We start from the raw sequence: 19,196 nt of genomic DNA on the forward strand, positions 1-19,196 counted from the left end.
CCGGGCGTGTCCGCTGGCGGGAATCCGACGTGAGCCTCGTCGACCGGCGGAACGGGGCGAGCGGCTCGGTCGCCGTCCGTGCGGCGTAAGGGCGTCACCGACTGCCCCGTTCGCGCCGGTCACTCTCCAGGCTGCGTCCGGCCGCCCGGATTTTCAAGCATCGCGGGCTTCACCTGTTGCGACAGCAGCTGCCCCGGCCAGTCGCCGACCGAGAACTCCGCGGCGGGCTCGAAGCCGTGGCGCCGGTAGTACTCGACGAGCCGCCGGTCGCCGCCGCGGTAGCAGTCGACGCGCAGGAGGCCGGCGCCCTTCACGCGCGCCTCGTCCTTCGCCTTGGCGATGAGCGCGCCGCCCACCCCGTGCCCGGCGAACGCGCGGTCGGTCACCAGCAGCGTGATGTAGAGCTCGGGCTCGTCGACCGGGTCGATGTAGCGCGGCGGGCGGGAGGAGACCGCCATGGCCCCGGCGGGACGGCCGTCCACCTCGGCGACCCAGATCTCGTCGTCGCGGGCGATGCCGCTGATCCGCTCGACCCGGGCCGGGTCGAGCGACCAGGGCTCGCTGCCCCACTGCCCCGTCCGGCCGTTCGCGGCGAGCCAGGCCACCGCGCCGTCCAGCATCGCGAGCATCAGCGGCGCGTCGCCCGCGCCGCCCCTGCGGATCTCCATCACGACGACCCGATGAAGCCGTGGGCGCGCTGGAACAGGCCCAGGGTGATCGCGTGCAGCAGGTCGCCGGTCTCCTTCGGGGCCTTCCCGGCGAACGCGCGGGCGTGCGTGCCCTCCAGGACGATGCCGAGCTTGAAGCAGGCGAGCACCGCGTACCACGTGATGGACGACAGGTCGCGTCCGGCGACGGCGCCGGAGCGTTCGGCGTAGGTCGCGACCAGTTCGTCCGCCGTGGGCAGGCCGCCCGCCGCGCCCAGCGGGCCGGCCAGCGCGGCGCTCTGGTCGTCGCGGTCCGGCCAGGTGGCCAGCAGCCAGCCGAGGTCGAGCAGCGGGTCGCCGATCGTGCACATCTCCCAGTCGACGATCGCGGCGACCTCGGGGCCGTCGAAGGAGTACATCAGGTTGGCCAGGTGGTAGTCGCCGTGCAGGATCCCCGGCCGCCACACCTTGGGGCGGTTGTCCTCCAGCCAGCGGGCGACGTCGTCCAGGCCGGGGATGTCGGGGCCCGGGTAGCCGTCGAGCACGCCGTAGGAGTCGAGTTCGGACATCCAGCGGCCCACCTGCCGCTCCAGGAACCCCTCCGGCTTGCCGAAGTCGCCCAGGCCGACGGCCTCGTGGTCGACCGCGCCCAGCGCCGACAGCGCGCGTGCGGCGTTCAGGCCCATCTCCCGCCGGACGGACGCGTCGCCGGCGTGCTTCCCGGGGAGCGCGACCGTGGCGTTGAAGCCCTCGACCGGCGTCATCAGGTAGAAGACGGCGCCGCCCAGCACCGACTCGTCCGGGCAGGCCGCGATGAGGCGCGGCGCCGGGACGTCGGTGCCGTCGAGCGCCGCCAGCACCCGGGCCTCGCGGCGCAGGACGTCGTTCGTCCGCGCGCGCAGATGGGCCGGCCCGCGCCGCAGCACGTAGTCGCGGCCGCCCCGGGAGAACCGGATCAGCGTGTTCTGCGTGCCGCCCGCGAGGGACCGGACGTCCTCGAACGGGCCGCCCGGCAGGTCCCGGCCGTCCATCCACCCGGCGAGGACGTCGAAGTCCACGAGGGCGCGGTCGATCTGCTCAGGCTGCACGGCGGGTCCCTTTCCGACAAGGTCACCCGGAGAGTAACAGTCATGCACTTGCATTACTTACTGAGGTGTGCCGATTATCGGGGGAGACGACGCAGGAGGCTCGCGATGGCTTGGGACTTCGAGACCGACCCCGACTACCAGGAACTCCTCGACTGGGCGGACGCCTTCGTCCGGGACGAGGTCGAGCCGCTCGACCTCGTCCTCGGCAGCCCGTACGACAAGGACGACCCCCGCTACAAGCGGCTCGTCCGCCCGCTGCAGGACCGGGTGCGCGAGAAGGGGCTGTGGGCGTGTCATCTCGGCCCCGAGCTCGGCGGGCAGGGGTACGGCCAGGTGAAGCTGGCGCTGCTGAACGAGATCCTCGGACGCTCCCGGTGGGCGCCGTCGGTGTTCGGGTGCCAGGCGCCCGACTCCGGCAACGCGGAGATCATCGCCCACTTCGGCACGCCCGGGCAGAAGGAGCGCTACCTGCGGCCCCTGCTGGACGGCGAGATCTCCTCGTCCTACTCGATGACCGAGCCGCACGGGGGAGCCGACCCCACGCTGTTCACCACCCGCGCCGTCCGGGACGGCGACGGCTGGGTCGTCAACGGCGAGAAGTGGTTCTCCTCGAACGCCCGCCACGCGACCTTCCTGATCGTGATGGCCGTGACGAACCCCGACGTGTCGGCCTACCAGGGCATGTCGATGTTCATCGTGCCGGCCGACGCGCCGGGCCTGACCACCGTCCGCAACGTCGGCGTCGGCGGCGAGCGCGAGGGCTCGCACGGCTACCTGCGCTACGAGGACGTCCGCGTCCCGGCCGAGAACCTCCTCGGCGACGAGGGCGGCGCGTTCGCCATCGCGCAGACCCGGCTCGGCGGCGGCCGCATCCACCACGCGATGCGGACGATCGCGCAGGTCCGCCGGGCGTTCGACATGATGCTGGAACGGGCGGTGTCCCGGGAGACCCGGTTCGGGCCGCTCGCCAAGATGCAGATGACCCGCGAGAAGATCGCCGACAGCTGGATCGAGATCGAGCAGTTCCGGCTGCTCGTGCTGCGCACCGCCTGGCTGATCGACAAGCACAAGGACTACAAGAAGGTCCGCAAGGACATCGCCGCCGTGAAGGCCGCGATGCCGAAGGTCTACCACGACGTCGTGCAGCGCGCGATGCACCTGCACGGCGCGCTCGGCGTCTCCAACGAGATGCCGTTCGCGGGCATGCTGCTCGCCGCCGAGGCGCTCGGCATCGCCGACGGCCCCACCGAGGTCCACAAGATCACCGTCGCGCGGCAGCTGCTGCGCGATGCCGAGCCGGTCGAGGGCCTGTGGCCGTCCCAGCACCTGCCGACCCTGCGGGAGGCGGCCCGCGAGCGCTTCGCCGAGGCCCTGGAGCTCGCGATCGGCGATGAGTGACACCCGCGAACGGCTACTGGACGCCGCCGAGGCCCTCTACGCCGCGCGCGGCGTGGACGCCGTCAGCCTCCGGGAGATCCTCCAGGAGGCCGGCGCCCGCAACGCCACGGCCGTCCAGTACCACTTCGGGGACCGCGCCGGGATCCTCCGCGCGATCTTCGCCCGGCACGCCCCCGACGTGGAGGCCCGCCGGCACGCCCTGCTCGACGCCTACGAGGACGGCGAGCCGGGCGTCCGGCCGCTGGCCGCCGCCCTCGTCCGCCCCCTCGCCGCGCGCCTCGGCGACCCGTCGGGCCGCGCCTACCTGCAGATCTGGGCGGACGCGGTGAACCGCCCCGACCCGATCGTCCCCGTCGCCGTGCTCGATGACCCGCGCGACAGCCTGTGCCGGTGGCGGGCCCTCGTCGAGCCGCTCCTGGAGGAGGACGCGGCACGCCTGCACCGCCGCTTCACCGCCATCCTGTACGCGTCGATCGAGCTCGCCCGCCGCGCCCGCTCGGGCCCCCGCACCGACGACCGCCTGTTCACCAGCTACCTGGTCGACGTCGTCGCCGCGATCCTCGGCGCCCCGGTCTCGCCCGAGACCCGCCGCCTCGCCGCCGAACGCGACGCCGCGCGCCGCTGAGGTGCCATTCGTCCAAGACGCGCGGGTCCGCCCGCCGCAGACTGGGCATGTCTCACCCCGCCGCCGACGTCACAGGGAGGACGACATGACGAGCGAGATCCGCCGCACCTTCTACCCGCTGATCAGGGCCGCCGACCCGGCGCGGACGATGGCGTGGCTGGAGGAGGCGTTCGGCTTCACCGAGATCGCGGCCCACAAGGACGACGCCGGGAACATCGTCCACGCCGAGCTGGTGTTCGACACCGGCATCGTCATGCTCGGCGCGGCCGAGACCCCGGCGGCGGCCGTCTACGTCGCCGTCGACGACCCGGACGCCCACCACGACCGCGCGAGGGCGGCGGGCGCCGAGATCATCCGCCCGCTCACCGACCAGGACTACGGCTCCCGCGACTACGCGGCCCGCGACCCCGACGGCAACGAGTGGTACTTCGGGACCTACCGGCCCTGAACGACGCGCCGCCCGGCCACGAACACCGCGGCCGGACGCGCCAGGACCCCGGGATCGTCGCGCGGGTCGTCCCGGTAGGCCACGAGGTTGGCCGGCAGCCCCGGCCGCAGCCCCGACACGCCGAGGAACTCGCAGGCGGCGGTGCTCGCCGCGGCCAGCGCCTTCTCCGGCGGCAGCCCGAGCTCGACGAGCAGCGCGACCTCCTCGGGGACGCTGCCGACGACGTCCGTGCCGGCCAGGATCCGCACCCCGCGCCGGTCGGCGACGCGCAGCAGGGCGGCCGTCCGCTCCCGCTGCCGCAGGCGCCGCTCCCGGCGCTCGGCGTCCTCGCCGGGACGCGGCGCGAGCGCGGCGCACAGCGTCGGCGTCCAGGCCCCGCCCGTCTCCGCCAGCGCCGCCATGTCCGCCTCGCTCATGCCGTCGCCGTGCTCGATCGAGTCGACGCCCGCGGCGACCAGCGCGCCCGCGAACGCGGTGGTGGTGTGCGCCGCCACCCTCGCCCCGGCCTCGTGGACGGCGCTCACCAGCCTCCGGACGTCGTCCACCGAGTACGTCGGGACCGCGTCGCTCGGCCGCAGCGCACCGCTCTCCATCAGCGGGAAGTCGCCGATCAGCTTCACCCAGCGCGCTCCGGCGCCGATCTCCGCCAGCGCCGCCTCGATCAGCCCGTCCGGCGACACCGGCGAGTGCAGCGCGGGGAAGTACTGGCCCTCCGGCGCCAGGAAGCGCCCGCAGGCCATCAGGCCCACGCCCTCCGGGTCCTCCAGCAGCCGCAGCGTCATGCTGCCGGGGCTGCCGAGATCCCGGACGACCGTGATCCCCGCCTCCCGCGCGGCGTGCAGGTTCGCGCGGGCCTCGCCGAAGCTGAGCGGGCGCGGCCAGCCGTCCGAGCCGGTGCCCACGGTCAGGTGGCAGTGGGCGTCGACCAGGCCGGGCAGGAAGAACCGCCCGGGGACCGGCTCGCCGCCGTCCGGCGGCGCCGTCGTCCACCGCCCCCGCTCGTCGATCCCGCCGGCACCCGCCCGTCCGTCGGGCAGGAACACGCCCTCGATCCGCCACCCCGCCATGGCGTCGAATCTAGGACCATGTCCGGCCCGCCGGAAGACGCCGCGATCATTTGGAATGATCGAGGACCATGAATCCGGCGCTGAACCTGCGGGACGTCCGCCCCGGCGACCTCGACGCCTATATCCGGATGCGCTGCGATCCGGTCATGATGGCCGAACTCGGCGGCCCGCTGCCGCCGGAGGGCATGGCCGCCAAGGTCGCCCGCGATGTCGCCGACGCCGAGGCCGACAGGTCCTGGATCAAGATGATCGTCCCCGCCGGCGACGGCGCCGCGGTCGCCGGGACGGTGTCGCTCTGGTCCCATGCCGGGGACGGCGAGGCATTCTCCGAGATCGGGTGGATGGTCCTGCCCGAATGGCAGGGCCGGGGCGTCGCCAAGCACGCCGTCCGCACGCTCCTCGAAGCCGCCGGCGACGACGGCCGCTGGGGCCTCGTCCACGCGTTCCCGGCGCCGGCGAACGGCCCGTCCAACGGCATATGCCGCTCCCTCGGCTTCACCTTCGTCGCGGAGGAAGAGGTCGTGTTCGCCGGCAGGGCCCTGCGGGCGAACCATTGGGCCATCGACCCCGCCGCGACCGGCGGCCGCTGATCCGCCGTTATCGGAAGGCCGCGGGACCGGGCCCGGTGTTACGGTTCGGGAGCCGGCCGCGGGACTTCGGTGCGAGGTGTTCCAGGAGCGCATCGAGCACCGGATGACGCGGCCGGAGCGGCTGCGCATGCAGGGCGGGGGCGTCGAGGCCGACCTGGGGCCGATGCCGCTCACCAGGCTCGCGTCGTACGCGCTGTCCCTCCCGCTGCACGAGCGGGCCGGGCGACGGGCCGAACTGTCACAGACAACGCGTACCGCCGCGCGACGAGTGGCCGGGGCCAGGCCGCGCCTGGTGCTGCGCCTGGAACGGGCCGGGGTACCTGCTGGTACGTCCTCGACCACTCCCGGGCGCAGCGGCGCGCTACCTGAGGCCCGCGAAGAGGTCCTCCTCCTTGCCGGGGGCCTCGACACGGCAGAAGTGGCGGACGAACGCCTCGAACGAGAACGCCGCCCGCTGCATCTCCTCCGGCATGCGCAGCAGGAAGATGTTCTCGCCCTGGCTGGCGTGCGCCTCCAGGGCCTTGCGCTTGGCGTCCACGTGCGCGGACACGTCGACCACGCTGGTGATCAGCTCGTCGGGGGTGCCGAAGTCGTCCGGCGGGTCGAAGTCGATCTCCACGCCCGACTCCCGGACGGCGTCGAACATCTGCTTGATGCCCGAGCGGGGAATGGCGGTGTAGTACAGCTTGTCCGGCACGCCGCTCTTCTCGGCCGCGGCCAGCGCGATGCGGTGCGCCCGGATGTGGTCGGGGTGCCCGTAGCCGCCGTTCTCGTCGTAGGTGACGACGACCTGCGGGCGGTAGCGCTCCATCAGCTCGGCGAGCCGCCCGGCGGACTCGTCGAGCGGGATGTTCGCGAACGCGCGCGGGTCGTCGTTGGCCGCCCAGCCGTCCATGCCGGAGTCGCGGTAGCCGAGCAGCTCCACGTGGCCGATGTCGAGCAGGGCGGCCGACTCGCGCAGCTCGGCGAGGCGGCGCCGCGCGACCTCCTCGGCGTCGTGGCCGGGCTCGCCGGGCTTCACTCCGCCGGAGTCGTCGCCCTGCTCCCCGTTGGTGCAGGTGACCAGGACCGTCCGGACGCCCTCGGCGGCGCTGCGGGCGAGCAGCCCGCCGGTTCCGAGGACCTCGTCGTCCGGGTGGGCGTGGACGGCCATCAGCGTGAGTTCGTGCGTCATCCGGGCTCCTCAAAGGGTTCGGCCGTCCACCCTACGTCCCCGATCCCGGGGTTGATCAGGTCTGGGACGTCGACTCCGCCGGGGAGAGGTCGGCGAGCGTCAGCGGCCGCGCGGGCGGGTCGAACGGGAACTGCGAGGCCGCGTTCGCGCCGTCCACCACGAGCAGCTCGCCCGGCGCGAGGAGCCGCCAGCCGGGGTCGTCGTCCATGCGCTCGCTGGCCACCACGTGCGCGGAGCACGCCTCCCGGTGCGAGGCGACCCGCACGTGGCCGGGCTCGCGGTCGGAGTCCAGATGCCGGGTGTCGCCGGGCTCGCCCAGCCGCGGCCAGTGCACCCACAGCTCGTGTGTCTCCGGATAGCGCAGCGCCCACAGCCGGCCCGACTCGGCCAGCAGCACGTTGAGGGCGAAGACGGGCAGCTCGGCGGCGATGCGCCGGACGGCCGCGATCAGCCCGGCGGTGGTGTCGCCGTGCCGCCGGATCTCCGCCGTGATGTAGGCGAAGACCATCTCGGAGTCGGTCTCGCCCTGCATCAGCGCCCGGTCGACGTCGGTGAGCCACGAGTCGAGGACGTCGAGGTCGCGCACCACGCCGTTGTGGGCGAACAGCCGGTCGTCCATGACGAACGGGTGCGAGTTGTGCACGTCGACCGCGCCCGTCGAGGCGTAGCGGACGTGGGAGACGTAGGTGTGGGAGACGACGTTGCGCGCCTCGGCGTTGAAGTCGGCGTCCTTGAACGCGGCGATGGGCGCGCGGTCGCGGACGGGCTCCTCGCCGAGCGAGAACCAGCCGAGCCCCGTCCCGTCGGGCATGCGGCGGCTCTGCAGGCTGAGGCTGAGCGGCGCGTCCAGCAGCCAGAACGTGGCGCGGACGCGCGCACTGCCGGTCGTCATACCGAAGAGGCGGCACATGACTGGAGGATGCCCACCCGGGCGCCCTCTATGACTCGGGCACCCGGGAAAGGGCCTTCTACGGCGGGGCCTCCATGACGTACCGTCCGGTGTATGGGGTCGCCTGTGGTGCTGCTGGACGTGGACGGAGTTCTCAATCCCTTCGAAAGGCCCCACAGCGGTTTCAAGCGGCATAGGTGCTCGCCGGACGGCAGGACGTTCCGGCTGTGGCTCAACCGGGCGCACGGCCCGGCCCTGCTGGAACTCGCCGAGTCGACCGGGGCGGAACTGGCCTGGGCGAGCTACTGGTGCGGCAACGCCAACGATTGGATCGCTCCGAGGGTCGGGCTGCCGGAACTGCCCTTCGTCCCCATCCCGCAGTACCCCGGCAGCGAGGAGGGCCGCTCGCTCGGCGCGTGGAAGGCCCGCCACGTGGCCGCGTGGGCGGAGAGCCGCCCGTTCGTCTGGTTCGAGGACGAGCCCGACGCCACCGAGTGCATCGCCGGCGAGCCCGGCGTCGCCGAGCACCTGCTCGTGGAGATCGACCCGCTGACCGGGCTGACCGACGAGCACCTCGACATCGCCGCGACCTGGCTCCGCGCCCTCGCCCGCTGACCGGGGCGCCCCGCCCTTCGACGGACGGGCGCGGAGGTTTCATTCGTCCAAGACGGCGTGCGGCGGGGCTCCGTAGCGTCGGCGGCGACGACGAGGGGAGCCGATGATGTCGAGATCACCGCTGATGGACCTGGCCTTCGGATACATGCCGGCGCAGATCGTCCACGTGGCCGCCGAGCTGGGGCTGGCCGACGCGCTGGCGGACGGGCCGAGATCGAGCGAGGACCTGGCGAAGGAGATCGGCGCGCACGCGCCGTCCCTCCACCGGCTGCTGCGGGGCCTCGCCACCCTCGGCGCCGTGGAGCAGCGCGAGCGGGACCTGTTCGCGCTGACCGCCGAGGGGCGCCGGCTCCGCACTGGCGCGCCCGACTCGGTCCGCGCGCTGATCAGGCTGTTCTGCGGCCCCGACGTGTGGCGGTCGTGGGGCGACATGGCCGAGACCGTGCGCACCGGGGAGTACGCGTGGAAACGCGTGACCGGCAGGACGTCGTTCGAGTCCTTCGCGTCCGACCCGGAGCTGTCGGCGACGTTCAACGAGGCGATGGCCGAGCACACCCGCGCGGTGGCGCCCGGGTTCATCGGGGCCCACGACTTCTCCCGCTACGGGACGGTCGCCGACCTCGGCGGCGGCGACGGCACGCTGCTCGCCGCGATCCTGCGCGCGCACGGGAGCGTGCGCGGCCTGCTGTTCGACCTGCCCGCCGGCCTCGCCGCCGCGGCCGGGACGCTCGGTGACGCCGCCGGACGGGTCGAGATCGTCCCGGGCGACTTCTTCGCGTCCGTGCCCGAGGGTGCGGACGCCTACGTCCTCAAGAGCGTCCTGCACGACTGGAACGACGAGAAGGCCGCCGCGATCCTGCGGAACGTCCGCCGGGCGATGCGCCCGGACGCCCGGCTGGTGATCCTGGAGCAGGTGATGCCGGAGATGGTCACGCCCGAGACGGCGGGGATCGTCCGCAACGACCTCAACATGCTCGTCGCGACGGGCGGGTGCGAGCGCACCGAGGCCGGTTTCCGCGACCTGCTGGACGCGGCCGGCTTCACCGGGGTCTCGTTCACCGGGCCGCTGCCTCCCTCGGCGTACCACGTCATCGAGGCGGGGCCCGGGAGGTAGCGGGCGCCGGGGGCGCTTCCTGCGGAGGGCCGTGAACGTGCAGGATGGGACCGTTGTCAGCGTCCCCTGACGAAGGAGTGCCCCATGAGTCCTCTCGCCGGCCGTACCGCCCTGGTCACCGGAGGCGGCCGCGGGATCGGGCGGGCCGTCGCGCTCGCCCTGGCCGCGGACGGGGCGTCGGTGGGCATCGCCTACCGGCGGGACGAGGAGGCAGCCCGCAAGACCGTCGCCGACATCGAGGCCGCCGGCGTGCGCGGCCGCGCGTTCCAGGTCTCGGTCGACAGCGCGGACGAGTGCGAGCGCCTGCCCGCGCAGGTGGAGGCGGAACTGGGCGCGCTGGACATCCTCGTGCACAGCGCCGGGATCGCCAGCCGCGGCAACAGCGTCGCCGACACCGATCCCGCCGAGCTGGAGCGGGTCTTGCGCGTGCACGCGTTCGGGCCCCACCACGTCAGCCGGGTGCTGCTGCCGCTGCTGCGCCGCGCCGAGCGCAGCGACATCGTGTTCGTGTCCAGCGTGATCACCGACCTCATGCCGGCGTTCGGCGGCCCCTACGCGATGGGCAAGGCGGCCATGGAGGCGCTGGCGGGGGTCCTGGCCAAGGAGGAGCGCGGCAACGGCATGCACGTCAACGTGGTCGCGCCCGGCCTCGTCGACACCGACATGGGGCGCCGCCTCGTGCGCGCCACGGCCGGCGTCGAGGACATCCGCCAGCAGGACGCCGTGTCGCCCTACGGGCACGTGTGCTCGCCCGAGGAGGTCGCCGACGTGGTCCGGTTCCTCGTCTCGGACGGCGCGTCCTACGTCACCGGGCAGCGCGTCGTCGTGGACGGCGGGACGTTCTGACGGTCAGTGGCGCGTCCAGTCGGGCTGGAGGAAGTCGGCGACCCTGACCTGCCGCCCGAGCAGCACCACCTCCCGGAACTGCCACAGCATCGCGCCGGTCGGCGCGTGGACGCGCCAGTTCGGCCCGAGCCGCATCTGCAGGAGGCTGCCGCCGTCCGGCTGCGGGACCCACCGCGGCGTGTCGTCGGCCGCCAGCCGCCGCAGGCTCGCGTGGTGGACGGAGTGGACCTCGTCCGGGTTCGGCAGGAGCGGCCCGGGATCCTCCAGCGCCACCACGACCGGCGTGATCGCGAAGCCCGAGCTGGCCGGGAAGTCGTCCAGCCGGCCGAGGACGTCGGCCGATCCGGCGGCCAGCCCGATCTCCTCGTGCAGCTCCCGCAGCGCCGCGTCCTCGGGCGTCTCGCCGTCCTCCATGCGCCCGCCCGGCAGCCCCCACTGGCCCGCGTTCCGCCCCCGGTAGGCGCGCTTGATCAGGATGACGGCGGGAACGCCGCCGTGCCGCACCGCGCACAGCACGACCCCGGCCCGGCGCAGGCCGGGCGCGTCGGGCACGGACGTGTACGCGAACGAGCCGAGCCGGCCGGCCGCCACCGTCCGGAAGGCGTCCAGGTCGTCAAGGGGGTCGTCGAGGGGGTCGAGGGGGGCGGTCATGCATCGATACTGCCAGGGCCCGCCTCGCGGGCGTACCGCGCGGGCGGCATCCCCACCGCCGCGGTGAAGTCGCGGGTGAAGTGCGCCTGGTCGGCGTAGCCCAGTTCGGCGGCCAGCCGGGCCCAGTCCTCGCCGGCGCCGGACGCGGCCCGCTCGGCGGCCTCCTGCATCCGGAACCGCCGGATCACCCACTTGGGGCCGATCCCGACGTACTCCTGGAAGAGGCGCTGCAGCGCGCGCGTGCCGAGCCCGACATCGGCGGCCAGCTCGTCCACCCGGACGAGGCCCGGCCGCGCCGCGATCCGCCCGACGATCGCGGCGGCCCGCTCGGCCGCCGGATCGGGTTCGGGCGCCAGCCCGGTGAGGAACGCCTCCAGCCGCCCGACCGCCTCCCCGGCGTCGGCCAGCGCGAAGATCTCGCCGGCGAGCGCGAGGCCCGCCGCGCCGAACACCTCGTCGACGCCCGCGAACCGGCCGGTCAGCTTGGAGACGGCGGTGTCCGTGAAGGGCCGGAACCCGCCCGGCCGGAAGGCGACGCCGACCACGCGGCCCTCGTCGTGGATCTCCTCGACGAAGTCGTCCCGCACCACGCCGACGATCCGCGCCCGCGTCGCCCCGCCGGTCAGGTAGCTCGTGAACGTCATGTGGACGGACGGCCGCGTGAGCACCTGCTGGCGGTGCGGGGCCTTGCCGCGCAGGTCCCAGCGCAGCACCCAGAAGTTGTCCACGAAGGGGGCGAGCGCCGGGGGAGGGGCGATCCGCTCCACCCGGAAGCGCTCCAGCGCCTCCCGCGCCCGCAGGATGCCCCGCGTCCCGCCGGGAAGGGATCGGTCCATCCGCCCAGGCTAGCGGTGTCGCGTTTCTTCAAGACCCGCGCCGCGGGACCGTCCTAGCGTGGACCGTGAGTTCGAACAGATGAGCGAGGCAAAGATCATGGATATCCGGAACCTGATGCTCCCCGCCGCGGAGGCCGCCGGGCGGATCGTCATGGAGATCCCCGCAGAGAAGATGGACGCGCCCACCCCGTGCCCCGACTGGGACGTGCGGGGCCTGGTCAACCACCTGATCCTGTGGAGCGGGCGGGGCGAGGCCGCCGCGCACCGGGCGCCGGTCACCGGTCCGGGGGAGGACCACGACTTCACCGCCGAACCGGGATGGGCCGAGCGGTTCGGGGAGCAGGCCCGCACGACCGCCGAGGCCTGGCAGGACCCCGCGGCCTGGGAGGGCAGTACCAGCCTCACCGGCAACCCCGACGGCATGCCCGCCGGGTTCATCGCCGGGATCCTCTTCGTCGAGAGCGTCGTCCACGGCTGGGACCTCGCCGCCGCCATCGGCCGCGACCCCGGCATGCCGCCGGAGGTGGTGCGGGGCGCGTGGGAGCAGGTCGTCCCGATGGCGGAGATGAGCCGCCAGTACGGGGTGTTCGGCGCCGAGGTGCCCGTGCCGGAGGACGCGCCCCTGCTCGACCGGGTCCTCGGCGCGGCCGGCCGCGACCCGCACTGGAAGCCCTGACCCGGGCCGGGCCGGATCGGGGGCGGCCCCGAATCCCGCCGCGGCGCGCGGGTCCCGGCGCGAGCGGGGGCCCGCGCGCTCTACCCTTGGGGGCATGTCTTCGAGTTCTTCGATCCGCGTACGCTTCGCCCCGTCACCCACCGGCATGTTCCATGTCGGCGGCGCCCGCTCGGCGCTGTTCAACTGGGTGATGGCCGCCCAGTCGGGCGGGACGCTGGTGCTGCGCATCGAGGACACCGACGCCTCCCGCAACAGCCCCGAATGGACCGAGGGCATCATCCGCGCCCTCGCCTGGCTCGGCATGGACGGCGAGCAGTACGAAGGCCCCTACTTCCAGTCCGCCAACGCCGACAAGCACGCCGACGCCGTCCAGCGGCTCAAGGACGACGGCCGCGCCTACTACTGCGACTGCGGCCGCGAGGCGATCGTCGCCCGCACCGGCGACCAGCACAAGGGCTACGACGGGTTCTGCCGCGACCGCGGCCTGGAGCCCGGCCCCGGACGCGCCCTCCGCTTCCGCACCCCCGACGAGGGCCAGACCACCGTCGTCGACCTGCTGCGCGGCAAGCCCGTCTTCGAGAACGCCGTCCTGGAGGACTTCGTCATCGCCCGCGCCGACGGCTCGGTCACGTTCCTGCTGGCCAACGCCGTCGACGACATGAGCCAGGGCATCACCCACGTGGTGCGCGGCGAGGAGCACCTGTCCAACGCGCCCAAGCAGCAACTGCTGTGGGAGGCGCTCGGCGGCGAGCCGCCCGTCTGGGCGCACGTCCCCGTCATCGTCAACGAGAAGCGGCAGAAGCTGTCCAAGCGCCGCGACAAGGTCGCGCTGGAGGACTACCGCGCCGAGGGCTACCTCGCCGAGGCCATGCGCAACTACCTGATGCTGCTCGGCTGGGCCCCGTCCGGCGACCGCGAGATCGTCCCCTGGGACGTGATCGTCGACGAGTTCCGCATCGAGGACGTCAACTCCTCGCCCGCCTTCTTCGACGAGAAGAAGCTCCGCTCGTTCAACGGCGAGTACATCCGCGCGCTGCCCGTCGAGAAGTTCATCGCCGAATGCCTGCCCTTTCTGGAGCAGGCCCCGTTCGACGTGGACGTCGCGGTGTTCGCCGAGCTGGCGCCGCTCGCCCAGACCCGGGTCGCGCTGCTGTCGGAGATCGTCCAGATGATCGACTTCGCGTTCCTGGACGAGCCGCCGTCCGACGAGCAGTCCTGGAACAAGGCGATGAAGGAGCCGGCCGCCGCGATCCTCGCCGCCGCCGAGGCCGCCTACCGGGACGCCCCCTGGAACGCCGCCGAGCTGAAGGACCGGCTGGAGCGCATCGGCACCGAGCACGGCCTCAAGCTCGGCAAGACGCAGGCGCCCGTCCGCGTCGCCGTCACCGGCCGCACCGTCGGCCTGCCGCTGTTCGAGTCCCTGGAGATCCTCGGCCGCGACCGCACCCTCGCCCGCATCGCGGCGGCGCGGGCGCGCCTCGAAGCGTCGGCCTGAGCCTCTCGTGGACCGCGCCCGGCCCTCCGGGTCGGGCGCGGTCCGCGGGCCGGGTCAGGACGAGGCGGGGTCTTCGCCGGTCAGCGCCCGGCGCAGGTCGCCGAGGCGGCGGGTCAGCTCCTCGAACTCGTCGCGGCGGGCCGGCGGGACGTGCTTGCCGACCGCCCCGGCCTGCTCCTCCACCGCCTCCAGCCGGGCCCTGGCCTCCTCGAACGCGTCCGGGCCGGGCTGCTCGTCCAGGCGCTTCTCCTGCTCGCGCAGCAGCGCGGCCTGCTCGCGCAGCAGGACCGTCTGGTCGCGGAGCTGCTTGTTCTTGGTGTGCAGCTCCACGAACACCGACACCTTGGCGCGCAGCACCCACGGGTCGAACGGCTTGGAGATGAAGTCGACCGCGCCCGCCGCGTAGCCGCGGAACGCGTAGTCGGGATCGCTGTTCACCGCCGTGAGGAAGATGATCGGCAGGTCCCGCGTCTTCTTGCGGCGCTTGATGTCGCGGGCCGTCTCGAACCCGTCCATGCCGGGCATGACGACGTCCAGCAGGATGACCGCGTACTCGTCGGTCAGCAGGGCCTTCAGCGCGTCCTCACCGGACCGTGCCCGGACGAGGTCCTGATCGAGCGAGCTGAGGATGGCCTCCAGCGCGATCAGGTTCTCCTCGCGGTCGTCCACGAGCAGGATCTTCGCCTTGTCGTCCACGCGCGCCTCTCCGATTCCGGTCCCCGCCATCGACGGCAGAACGCCTCCCACGGCGACCCTACTGCCCGGGCGTCTCCTCTCCTCAGCGGACGATGGAGGGTTGCAGCCAGTTCCTCATGACGTCAAGGAGATGGTCCACGTCCACGGGCTTCGGCACATAGTCCGACGCGCCGGAGTCGAGGCTCTTCTCGCGGTCGCCCTTCATCACCTTGGCCGTGATGACGATGATCGGCAAGTCGGCGAACTGCGGCATCTCCCTGATGGCGGCCGTGGTCGCGTAGCCGTCCAGGCCCGGCATCATGACGTCCATCAGCACGACGGCCACGTCCGGGTTGCGGTGCAGGACGTCGATCCCGGCCTGCCCGTCCTCGGCGTAGAGGACCTCCATCCCGTAGCCCTCCAGGACGCTGGTGAGCGCGAACACGTTCCGGACGTCGTCGTCGACGATCAGGACCTTGCGGCCCGACAGCGCGGTGTCCAGGAAGTCGGCCGGCGGCTCCTCGACCATGCCGTTCAGCGCCGGCTCGGGCTCGGTCGCCGGCGGGCGCTGCTCGACCGGCAGACCGTTCTCCGCGGCCGGCAGGGCACGCCCCGCGCGGCCGCCCGCCCGCTCGCCGCCCATCGCGAGCGCGCCGTCCGGCGCGGCGGCCGCCTCCTCGGACGGGGCCGGGCGCCGCCGGTCCTCGCGCTCGTTGTACTGGGCCGGCAGGTACAGCGTGAACACGCTGCCGCGGCCCGGCTGGCTCTCGGCATGGATCTCCCCGCCGAGCAGCCGCGCGATGTTCCGGCTGATCGACAGGCCGAGGCCGGTGCCGCCGTAGCGGCGGCTGGTGGTCCCGTCGGCCTGCTGGAACGGCTCGAAGATCTCCTGCAGCTTGTCGGCGCTGACCCCGATCCCGGTGTCGATCACCCGGAACGCGATCACGTCCGGGGTGTTCCACAGCGCGGGGAGCGTGAAGTCGATGTCGCCGGCCCGCTCGATCAGCAGCCGCACCTCGCCCTCGGCGGTGAACTTCACCGCGTTCGACAGCAGGTTCCGCAGCACCTGCTGCAGCCGCTGCTCGTCGGTGTTCAGCGTGCCCGGGACGTCCGGCGCGACCTCCACCCCGAACTGCAGCCCCTTGTCGACCGACAGCGGGCGGAACGTCGCGTCCACGTAGTCGACCAGCCCCGACACCGACAGCCGCTGCGGGTGCGCCTCCATCTTCCCCGCCTCGACCTTCGCCAGGTCCAGGATGTCGTTGATCAGCTCCAGCAGGTCGGTGCCGGACTCGTGGATCGTCCGCGCGAACTCCACCTGCTTGTCGGTGAGGTTCCCGCTCTGGTTCTCCGACAGCAGCTTGGCCAGCACCAGCAGGCTGTTCAGCGGCGTGCGCAGCTCGTGCGACATGTTCGCCAGGAACTCCGACTTGTACCGCGAGGAGATCGCCAGCTGCTCGGCGCGCTCCTCCAGCGTCCGCCGGGCCTGCTCGATCTGGAAGTTCTGGATCTCGATCGCGCGGTTCTGCTGGGCCAGCAGCGCCGCCTTCTCCTCCAGTTCGGTGTTGGAGTGCCGCAGCTCGCCCTGCTGGCGCTGCAGCTCGTCCGAGCGCTCCTGCAGCTCCTGCGCGAGCCGCTGCGACTCGCCGAGCAGCGCCTCGGTCCGCGCGTTCGCGCGGATCGCGTTCAGCGTCACCCCGATCGTCTCGATCAGCTGGCTGAAGAACGCCAGGTGGACGTCGGTGAACCGGCCGAAGGAGGCCAGCTCGATCGCGCCCAGCACCTCGTCCTCGAACACGATCGGCAGCACGATGATGTTGACCGGGGACGCCTCGCCGAGGCCCGACCCGATCCTGACGTAGTCGGCCGGCGCGTCCGCGATCAGCAGCGGCCGGCGCTCCTGCGCCGCCTGCCCGACCAGGCCCTCGCCCAGCGCGAACCGGACCGCGCCGGTGCGGCTGCGCCGCGTCCCGTACCCGGCGATCAGCACCAGCTCGGGCTCGTCGCCCGCCTTCTCGGCGAGGTAGAACGCGCCGTACTGGGCGCTGGCCGTCGGGGTCAGCTCCCGCATGATCAGCTCGGCGACCTGCAGCAGGTCCCGGTGGCCCTGCATGAGCCCGCCGATCCGCGCCAGGTTGGTCTTGAGCCAGTCCTGCTCCTCGGTGGCGCGGGTGGTCTCGCGGAGCGTCGCGACCATCAGGTTGACGTTGTCGGACAGCTCGGCGACCTCGCCGCGCGCCTCCACCGTGATCGTCCGGGTCAGGTCGCCGCTGGCGACCGCGCTCGCGACCTCGCCGATCGCGCGGACCTGCGTGGTCAGGTTCCCGGCCAGCTCGTTGACGCTCTCGGTCAGCCGCTTCCAGGTGCCGGACACGCCCTCGACCTCGGCCTGCCCGCCGAGGCGCCCCTCGCTGCCGACCTCGCGGGCGACGCGGGTGACCTCGGACGCGAACGACGACAGCGTGTCCACCATCGTGTTCAGCGTCGTCTTCAGCTCCAGGATCTCGCCCTGCGCGTCGACGTCGATGCGACGCGTCAGGTCGCCGGTCGCGACCGCGGTCGCCACCTGCGAGATGTTGCGGACCTGGTAGGTCAGGTTGGACGCCATGCCGTTGACGTTGTCGGTGAGGTCCTTCCACATGCCGCCGGCGCCGGGCACCAGCGCCTGGCCGCCGAGGCGGCCCTCGGTGCCGACCTCGCGGGCGACCCGGCTGACCTCGGACGCGAACGACGACAGCGTGTCGACCATCGTGTTCAGGGTGTCCTTGAGCTGGAGGATCTCGCCCCGCGCGTCCACCTCGATCTTGCGCGTCAGGTCGCCCTGCGCCACCGCGGTCGTCACCTGGGCGATCCCGCGCACCTGGTTGGTCAGGTTGTTCGCCATCGCGTTGACGTTGTCGGTGAGGTCAAGCCAGACCCCGCCGGCGCCGGGCACGACCGCCTGGCCGCCGAGGCGGCCCTCGGTGCCGACCTCGCGGGCGACGCGCGTCACCTCGGACGCGAACGCCGAGAGCGTGTCGACCATCCCGTTCACGGTGTCCTTCAGCTCCAGGATCTCGCCCTGCGCGTCCACCGTGATCTTCTTGCCGAGATCGCCCTCGGCGACGGCCGTGGTGACCTGGGCGATGTTGCGGACCTGGTAGGTCAGGTTGGACGCCATGCCGTTGACGTTGTTGGTCAGGTCCTTCCAGACGCCGCTCACGCCCGGGACCCGCGCCTGGCCGCCGAGGCGGCCCTCCGTGCCGACCTCGCGGGCCACGCGGGTGACCTCGTCCGCGAACGCCGACAGGGTGTCGACCATCGTGTTCAGCGTGTTCTTGAGCTGCAGGATCTCGCCCTGCGCGTCGACCGTGATCTTCTTGCCGAGGTCGCCGTCGGCGACCGCGGTGGTGACCTGGGCGATGTTGCGGACCTGGTTGGTCAGGTTGTTCGCCATCGCGTTGACGTTGTCGGTCAGGTCCTTCCAGACGCCGCTGACGCCGCGGACGTGGGCCTGCCCGCCGAGCTGGCCCTCGGTGCCGACCTCGCGGGCGACGCGGGTGACCTCGTCGGCGAACGCCGACAGCTGGTCGACCATCGTGTTCACGGTGAGCTTCAGCTCCTGCAGCTCACCGCTGGCCTCCACTGTCACCTTGCGGGTCAGGTCGCCCTTCACCACCGCCGTGGTGACCTCGGCGATATCGCGGACCTGCGACGTCAGCCGCGACGCCATCACGTTCACCGACGCCGTCACGTCCCGCCAGCGGCCCGTCATGCCGCGCGCCGGGGCCTGCCCGCCGAGCCGCCCCTCCGTGCCGACCTCGCGGGCGAACTGGGTGACCTCCCAGGTGAACTGGTCGAGCAGCTCCACCATGCCGTTGACCGACTTGGCCATCCGCAGCAGCTCGCCGCGCATGGGCCTGCCGCGCACCCGCAGCTCCACCCGCCGGCTCAGGTCGCCGGCCGCCACCGCCTCGACCACCTGGTGCATCCCGGTGGCCAGGTCGGTGAGCTTGTCGATGATCGCGTTGGCGTCCTCGGCGGCCGTCGCCCAGGTGCCGCGCAGCGTGCCCGGCGTCAGCCGCCCGCGCAGCTTCCCCTCCCGGCCGATCTCCTGCCGGACGCGGCTCAGCCCCGCGGCCAGGTCCTGCCCGTTCTGCCGGATCTCCTCCAGGATCGCCGCGGCCTCGGCCACGGCGCCCTCGCCCGGCACGTCCAGCTCGTCCCTCGCCCTGCCGTCCCGCACGGCGACGAGCGCCTTCAGCAGCGGCGCGAGATCGGCGTCGCTGTAGCGCGGGGTGGTGTCGCGGTACCCGTTGGGACGGGCACGTGACGCGGTACGCGGCATTCTCTTCATCCTCCTGGCCCGCGATCGACGAACAT

The 19,196-nt window shown here is 73.0% G+C and carries 18 protein-coding genes; 9 read left to right on the top strand and 9 right to left on the bottom strand.

All coding sequences use genetic code 11. From position 1 onward, the window contains the following. Nucleotides 1-119: 119 nt before the first annotated feature. Nucleotides 120-668, bottom strand: coding sequence for a GNAT family N-acetyltransferase (locus ABFX46_RS35870; RefSeq protein ID WP_346048410.1), 549 nt, complete (start codon nucleotides 666-668; stop codon nucleotides 120-122). After that, nucleotides 668-1,735 (bottom strand): phosphotransferase family protein, encoded by a 1,068-nt coding sequence (locus tag ABFX46_RS35875; RefSeq protein WP_346048411.1) that lies wholly within the window; start codon nucleotides 1,733-1,735, stop codon nucleotides 668-670. Before ABFX46_RS35875 ends, ABFX46_RS35870 begins: the two co-directional genes overlap by 1 nt. 105 nt (nucleotides 1,736-1,840) lie before the next feature. Between ABFX46_RS35875 and ABFX46_RS35880 the strand changes: the two genes are divergently transcribed. From ABFX46_RS35880 to ABFX46_RS35890, 3 genes are all read left to right on the top strand, one after another. Beyond that, complete coding sequence (locus ABFX46_RS35880) at nucleotides 1,841-3,133, top strand: acyl-CoA dehydrogenase family protein (RefSeq protein ID WP_346048412.1); 1,293 nt, start codon at nucleotides 1,841-1,843, stop codon at nucleotides 3,131-3,133. Continuing rightward, nucleotides 3,126-3,758 (top strand): TetR/AcrR family transcriptional regulator, encoded by a 633-nt coding sequence (locus tag ABFX46_RS35885; RefSeq protein ID WP_346048413.1) that lies wholly within the window; start codon nucleotides 3,126-3,128, stop codon nucleotides 3,756-3,758. Before ABFX46_RS35880 ends, ABFX46_RS35885 begins: the two co-directional genes overlap by 8 nt. An 85-nt stretch (nucleotides 3,759-3,843) precedes the next feature. Continuing rightward, nucleotides 3,844-4,206 carry a VOC family protein gene (locus ABFX46_RS35890; RefSeq protein ID WP_346048414.1) on the top strand — a complete coding sequence of 121 codons (363 nt, stop codon included), beginning with the start codon at nucleotides 3,844-3,846 and terminating at the stop codon, nucleotides 4,204-4,206. On the opposite strand, the gene ABFX46_RS35895 is transcribed toward ABFX46_RS35890, so the two are convergent. Further along, nucleotides 4,194-5,273: an amidohydrolase family protein gene (locus tag ABFX46_RS35895; protein ID WP_346048415.1), complete on the bottom strand. Its 1,080-nt coding sequence runs from the start codon at nucleotides 5,271-5,273 to the stop codon at nucleotides 4,194-4,196. The two genes, ABFX46_RS35890 and ABFX46_RS35895, sit on opposite strands and share 13 nt — an antisense overlap. A gap of 68 nt (nucleotides 5,274-5,341) precedes the next feature. Here ABFX46_RS35895 and ABFX46_RS35900 point away from each other — a divergent pair, with 68 nt between their 5' ends. After that, nucleotides 5,342-5,863: a GNAT family N-acetyltransferase gene (locus ABFX46_RS35900; protein WP_346048416.1), complete on the top strand. Its 522-nt coding sequence runs from the start codon at nucleotides 5,342-5,344 to the stop codon at nucleotides 5,861-5,863. Between the two features lie 361 nt (nucleotides 5,864-6,224). On the opposite strand, the gene ABFX46_RS35905 is transcribed toward ABFX46_RS35900, so the two are convergent. Further along, the gene (locus tag ABFX46_RS35905; protein WP_346048417.1) at nucleotides 6,225-7,037 is read right to left on the bottom strand and encodes a PIG-L family deacetylase; all 813 of its coding nucleotides are present in this window, start codon (nucleotides 7,035-7,037) and stop codon (nucleotides 6,225-6,227) included. 55 nt (nucleotides 7,038-7,092) lie between these two features. After that, nucleotides 7,093-7,947 (bottom strand): class II glutamine amidotransferase, encoded by an 855-nt coding sequence (locus ABFX46_RS35910; RefSeq protein ID WP_346048418.1) that lies wholly within the window; start codon nucleotides 7,945-7,947, stop codon nucleotides 7,093-7,095. 93 nt (nucleotides 7,948-8,040) lie between these two features. Between ABFX46_RS35910 and ABFX46_RS35915 the strand changes: the two genes are divergently transcribed. The 3 genes from ABFX46_RS35915 to ABFX46_RS35925 all read left to right on the top strand — a co-directional run bounded on the left by ABFX46_RS35915 (nucleotide 8,041) and on the right by ABFX46_RS35925 (nucleotide 10,501). Continuing rightward, nucleotides 8,041-8,541: an HAD domain-containing protein gene (locus tag ABFX46_RS35915; protein ID WP_346048419.1), complete on the top strand. Its 501-nt coding sequence runs from the start codon at nucleotides 8,041-8,043 to the stop codon at nucleotides 8,539-8,541. A gap of 103 nt (nucleotides 8,542-8,644) precedes the next feature. Continuing rightward, a complete protein-coding gene (locus ABFX46_RS35920; protein WP_346048420.1) occupies nucleotides 8,645-9,655 on the top strand; it encodes a methyltransferase in 1,011 nt (336 codons plus the stop codon). 84 nt (nucleotides 9,656-9,739) lie between these two features. Beyond that, nucleotides 9,740-10,501, top strand: a complete 762-nt coding sequence (locus ABFX46_RS35925; RefSeq protein ID WP_346048421.1) for an SDR family NAD(P)-dependent oxidoreductase — start codon at nucleotides 9,740-9,742, stop codon at nucleotides 10,499-10,501. A gap of 3 nt (nucleotides 10,502-10,504) precedes the next feature. On the opposite strand, the gene ABFX46_RS35930 is transcribed toward ABFX46_RS35925, so the two are convergent. Together ABFX46_RS35930 and ABFX46_RS35935 are read right to left on the bottom strand one after the other, a co-directional pair. Beyond that, complete coding sequence (locus ABFX46_RS35930; RefSeq protein ID WP_346048422.1) at nucleotides 10,505-11,152, bottom strand: NUDIX hydrolase; 648 nt, start codon at nucleotides 11,150-11,152, stop codon at nucleotides 10,505-10,507. Further along, nucleotides 11,149-11,988: a DUF6597 domain-containing transcriptional factor gene (locus ABFX46_RS35935; RefSeq protein ID WP_346048423.1), complete on the bottom strand. Its 840-nt coding sequence runs from the start codon at nucleotides 11,986-11,988 to the stop codon at nucleotides 11,149-11,151. Before ABFX46_RS35935 ends, ABFX46_RS35930 begins: the two co-directional genes overlap by 4 nt. A gap of 79 nt (nucleotides 11,989-12,067) precedes the next feature. Here ABFX46_RS35935 and ABFX46_RS35940 point away from each other — a divergent pair, with 79 nt between their 5' ends. Together ABFX46_RS35940 and gltX are read left to right on the top strand one after the other, a co-directional pair. Next, complete coding sequence (locus ABFX46_RS35940) at nucleotides 12,068-12,664, top strand: TIGR03086 family metal-binding protein (protein WP_346048424.1); 597 nt, start codon at nucleotides 12,068-12,070, stop codon at nucleotides 12,662-12,664. Nucleotides 12,665-12,758: 94 nt separating this feature from the next. Then, a complete protein-coding gene (gene gltX / locus ABFX46_RS35945; RefSeq protein ID WP_346048425.1) occupies nucleotides 12,759-14,159 on the top strand; it encodes a glutamate--tRNA ligase in 1,401 nt (466 codons plus the stop codon). A gap of 54 nt (nucleotides 14,160-14,213) precedes the next feature. Here gltX and ABFX46_RS35950 read toward each other — a convergent pair whose 3' ends face one another. Then, a complete protein-coding gene (locus ABFX46_RS35950; protein ID WP_346048426.1) occupies nucleotides 14,214-14,855 on the bottom strand; it encodes a response regulator in 642 nt (213 codons plus the stop codon). A gap of 82 nt (nucleotides 14,856-14,937) precedes the next feature. Then, nucleotides 14,938-19,161 carry a hybrid sensor histidine kinase/response regulator gene (locus tag ABFX46_RS35955; RefSeq protein WP_346048428.1) on the bottom strand — a complete coding sequence of 1,408 codons (4,224 nt, stop codon included), beginning with the start codon at nucleotides 19,159-19,161 and terminating at the stop codon, nucleotides 14,938-14,940. Nucleotides 19,162-19,196: the final 35 nt, after the last annotated feature.

It is taken from the genome of Actinomadura chokoriensis, assembly GCF_039529475.1.
Taxonomy (GTDB): domain Bacteria; phylum Actinomycetota; class Actinomycetes; order Streptosporangiales; family Streptosporangiaceae; genus Spirillospora; species Spirillospora bangladeshensis.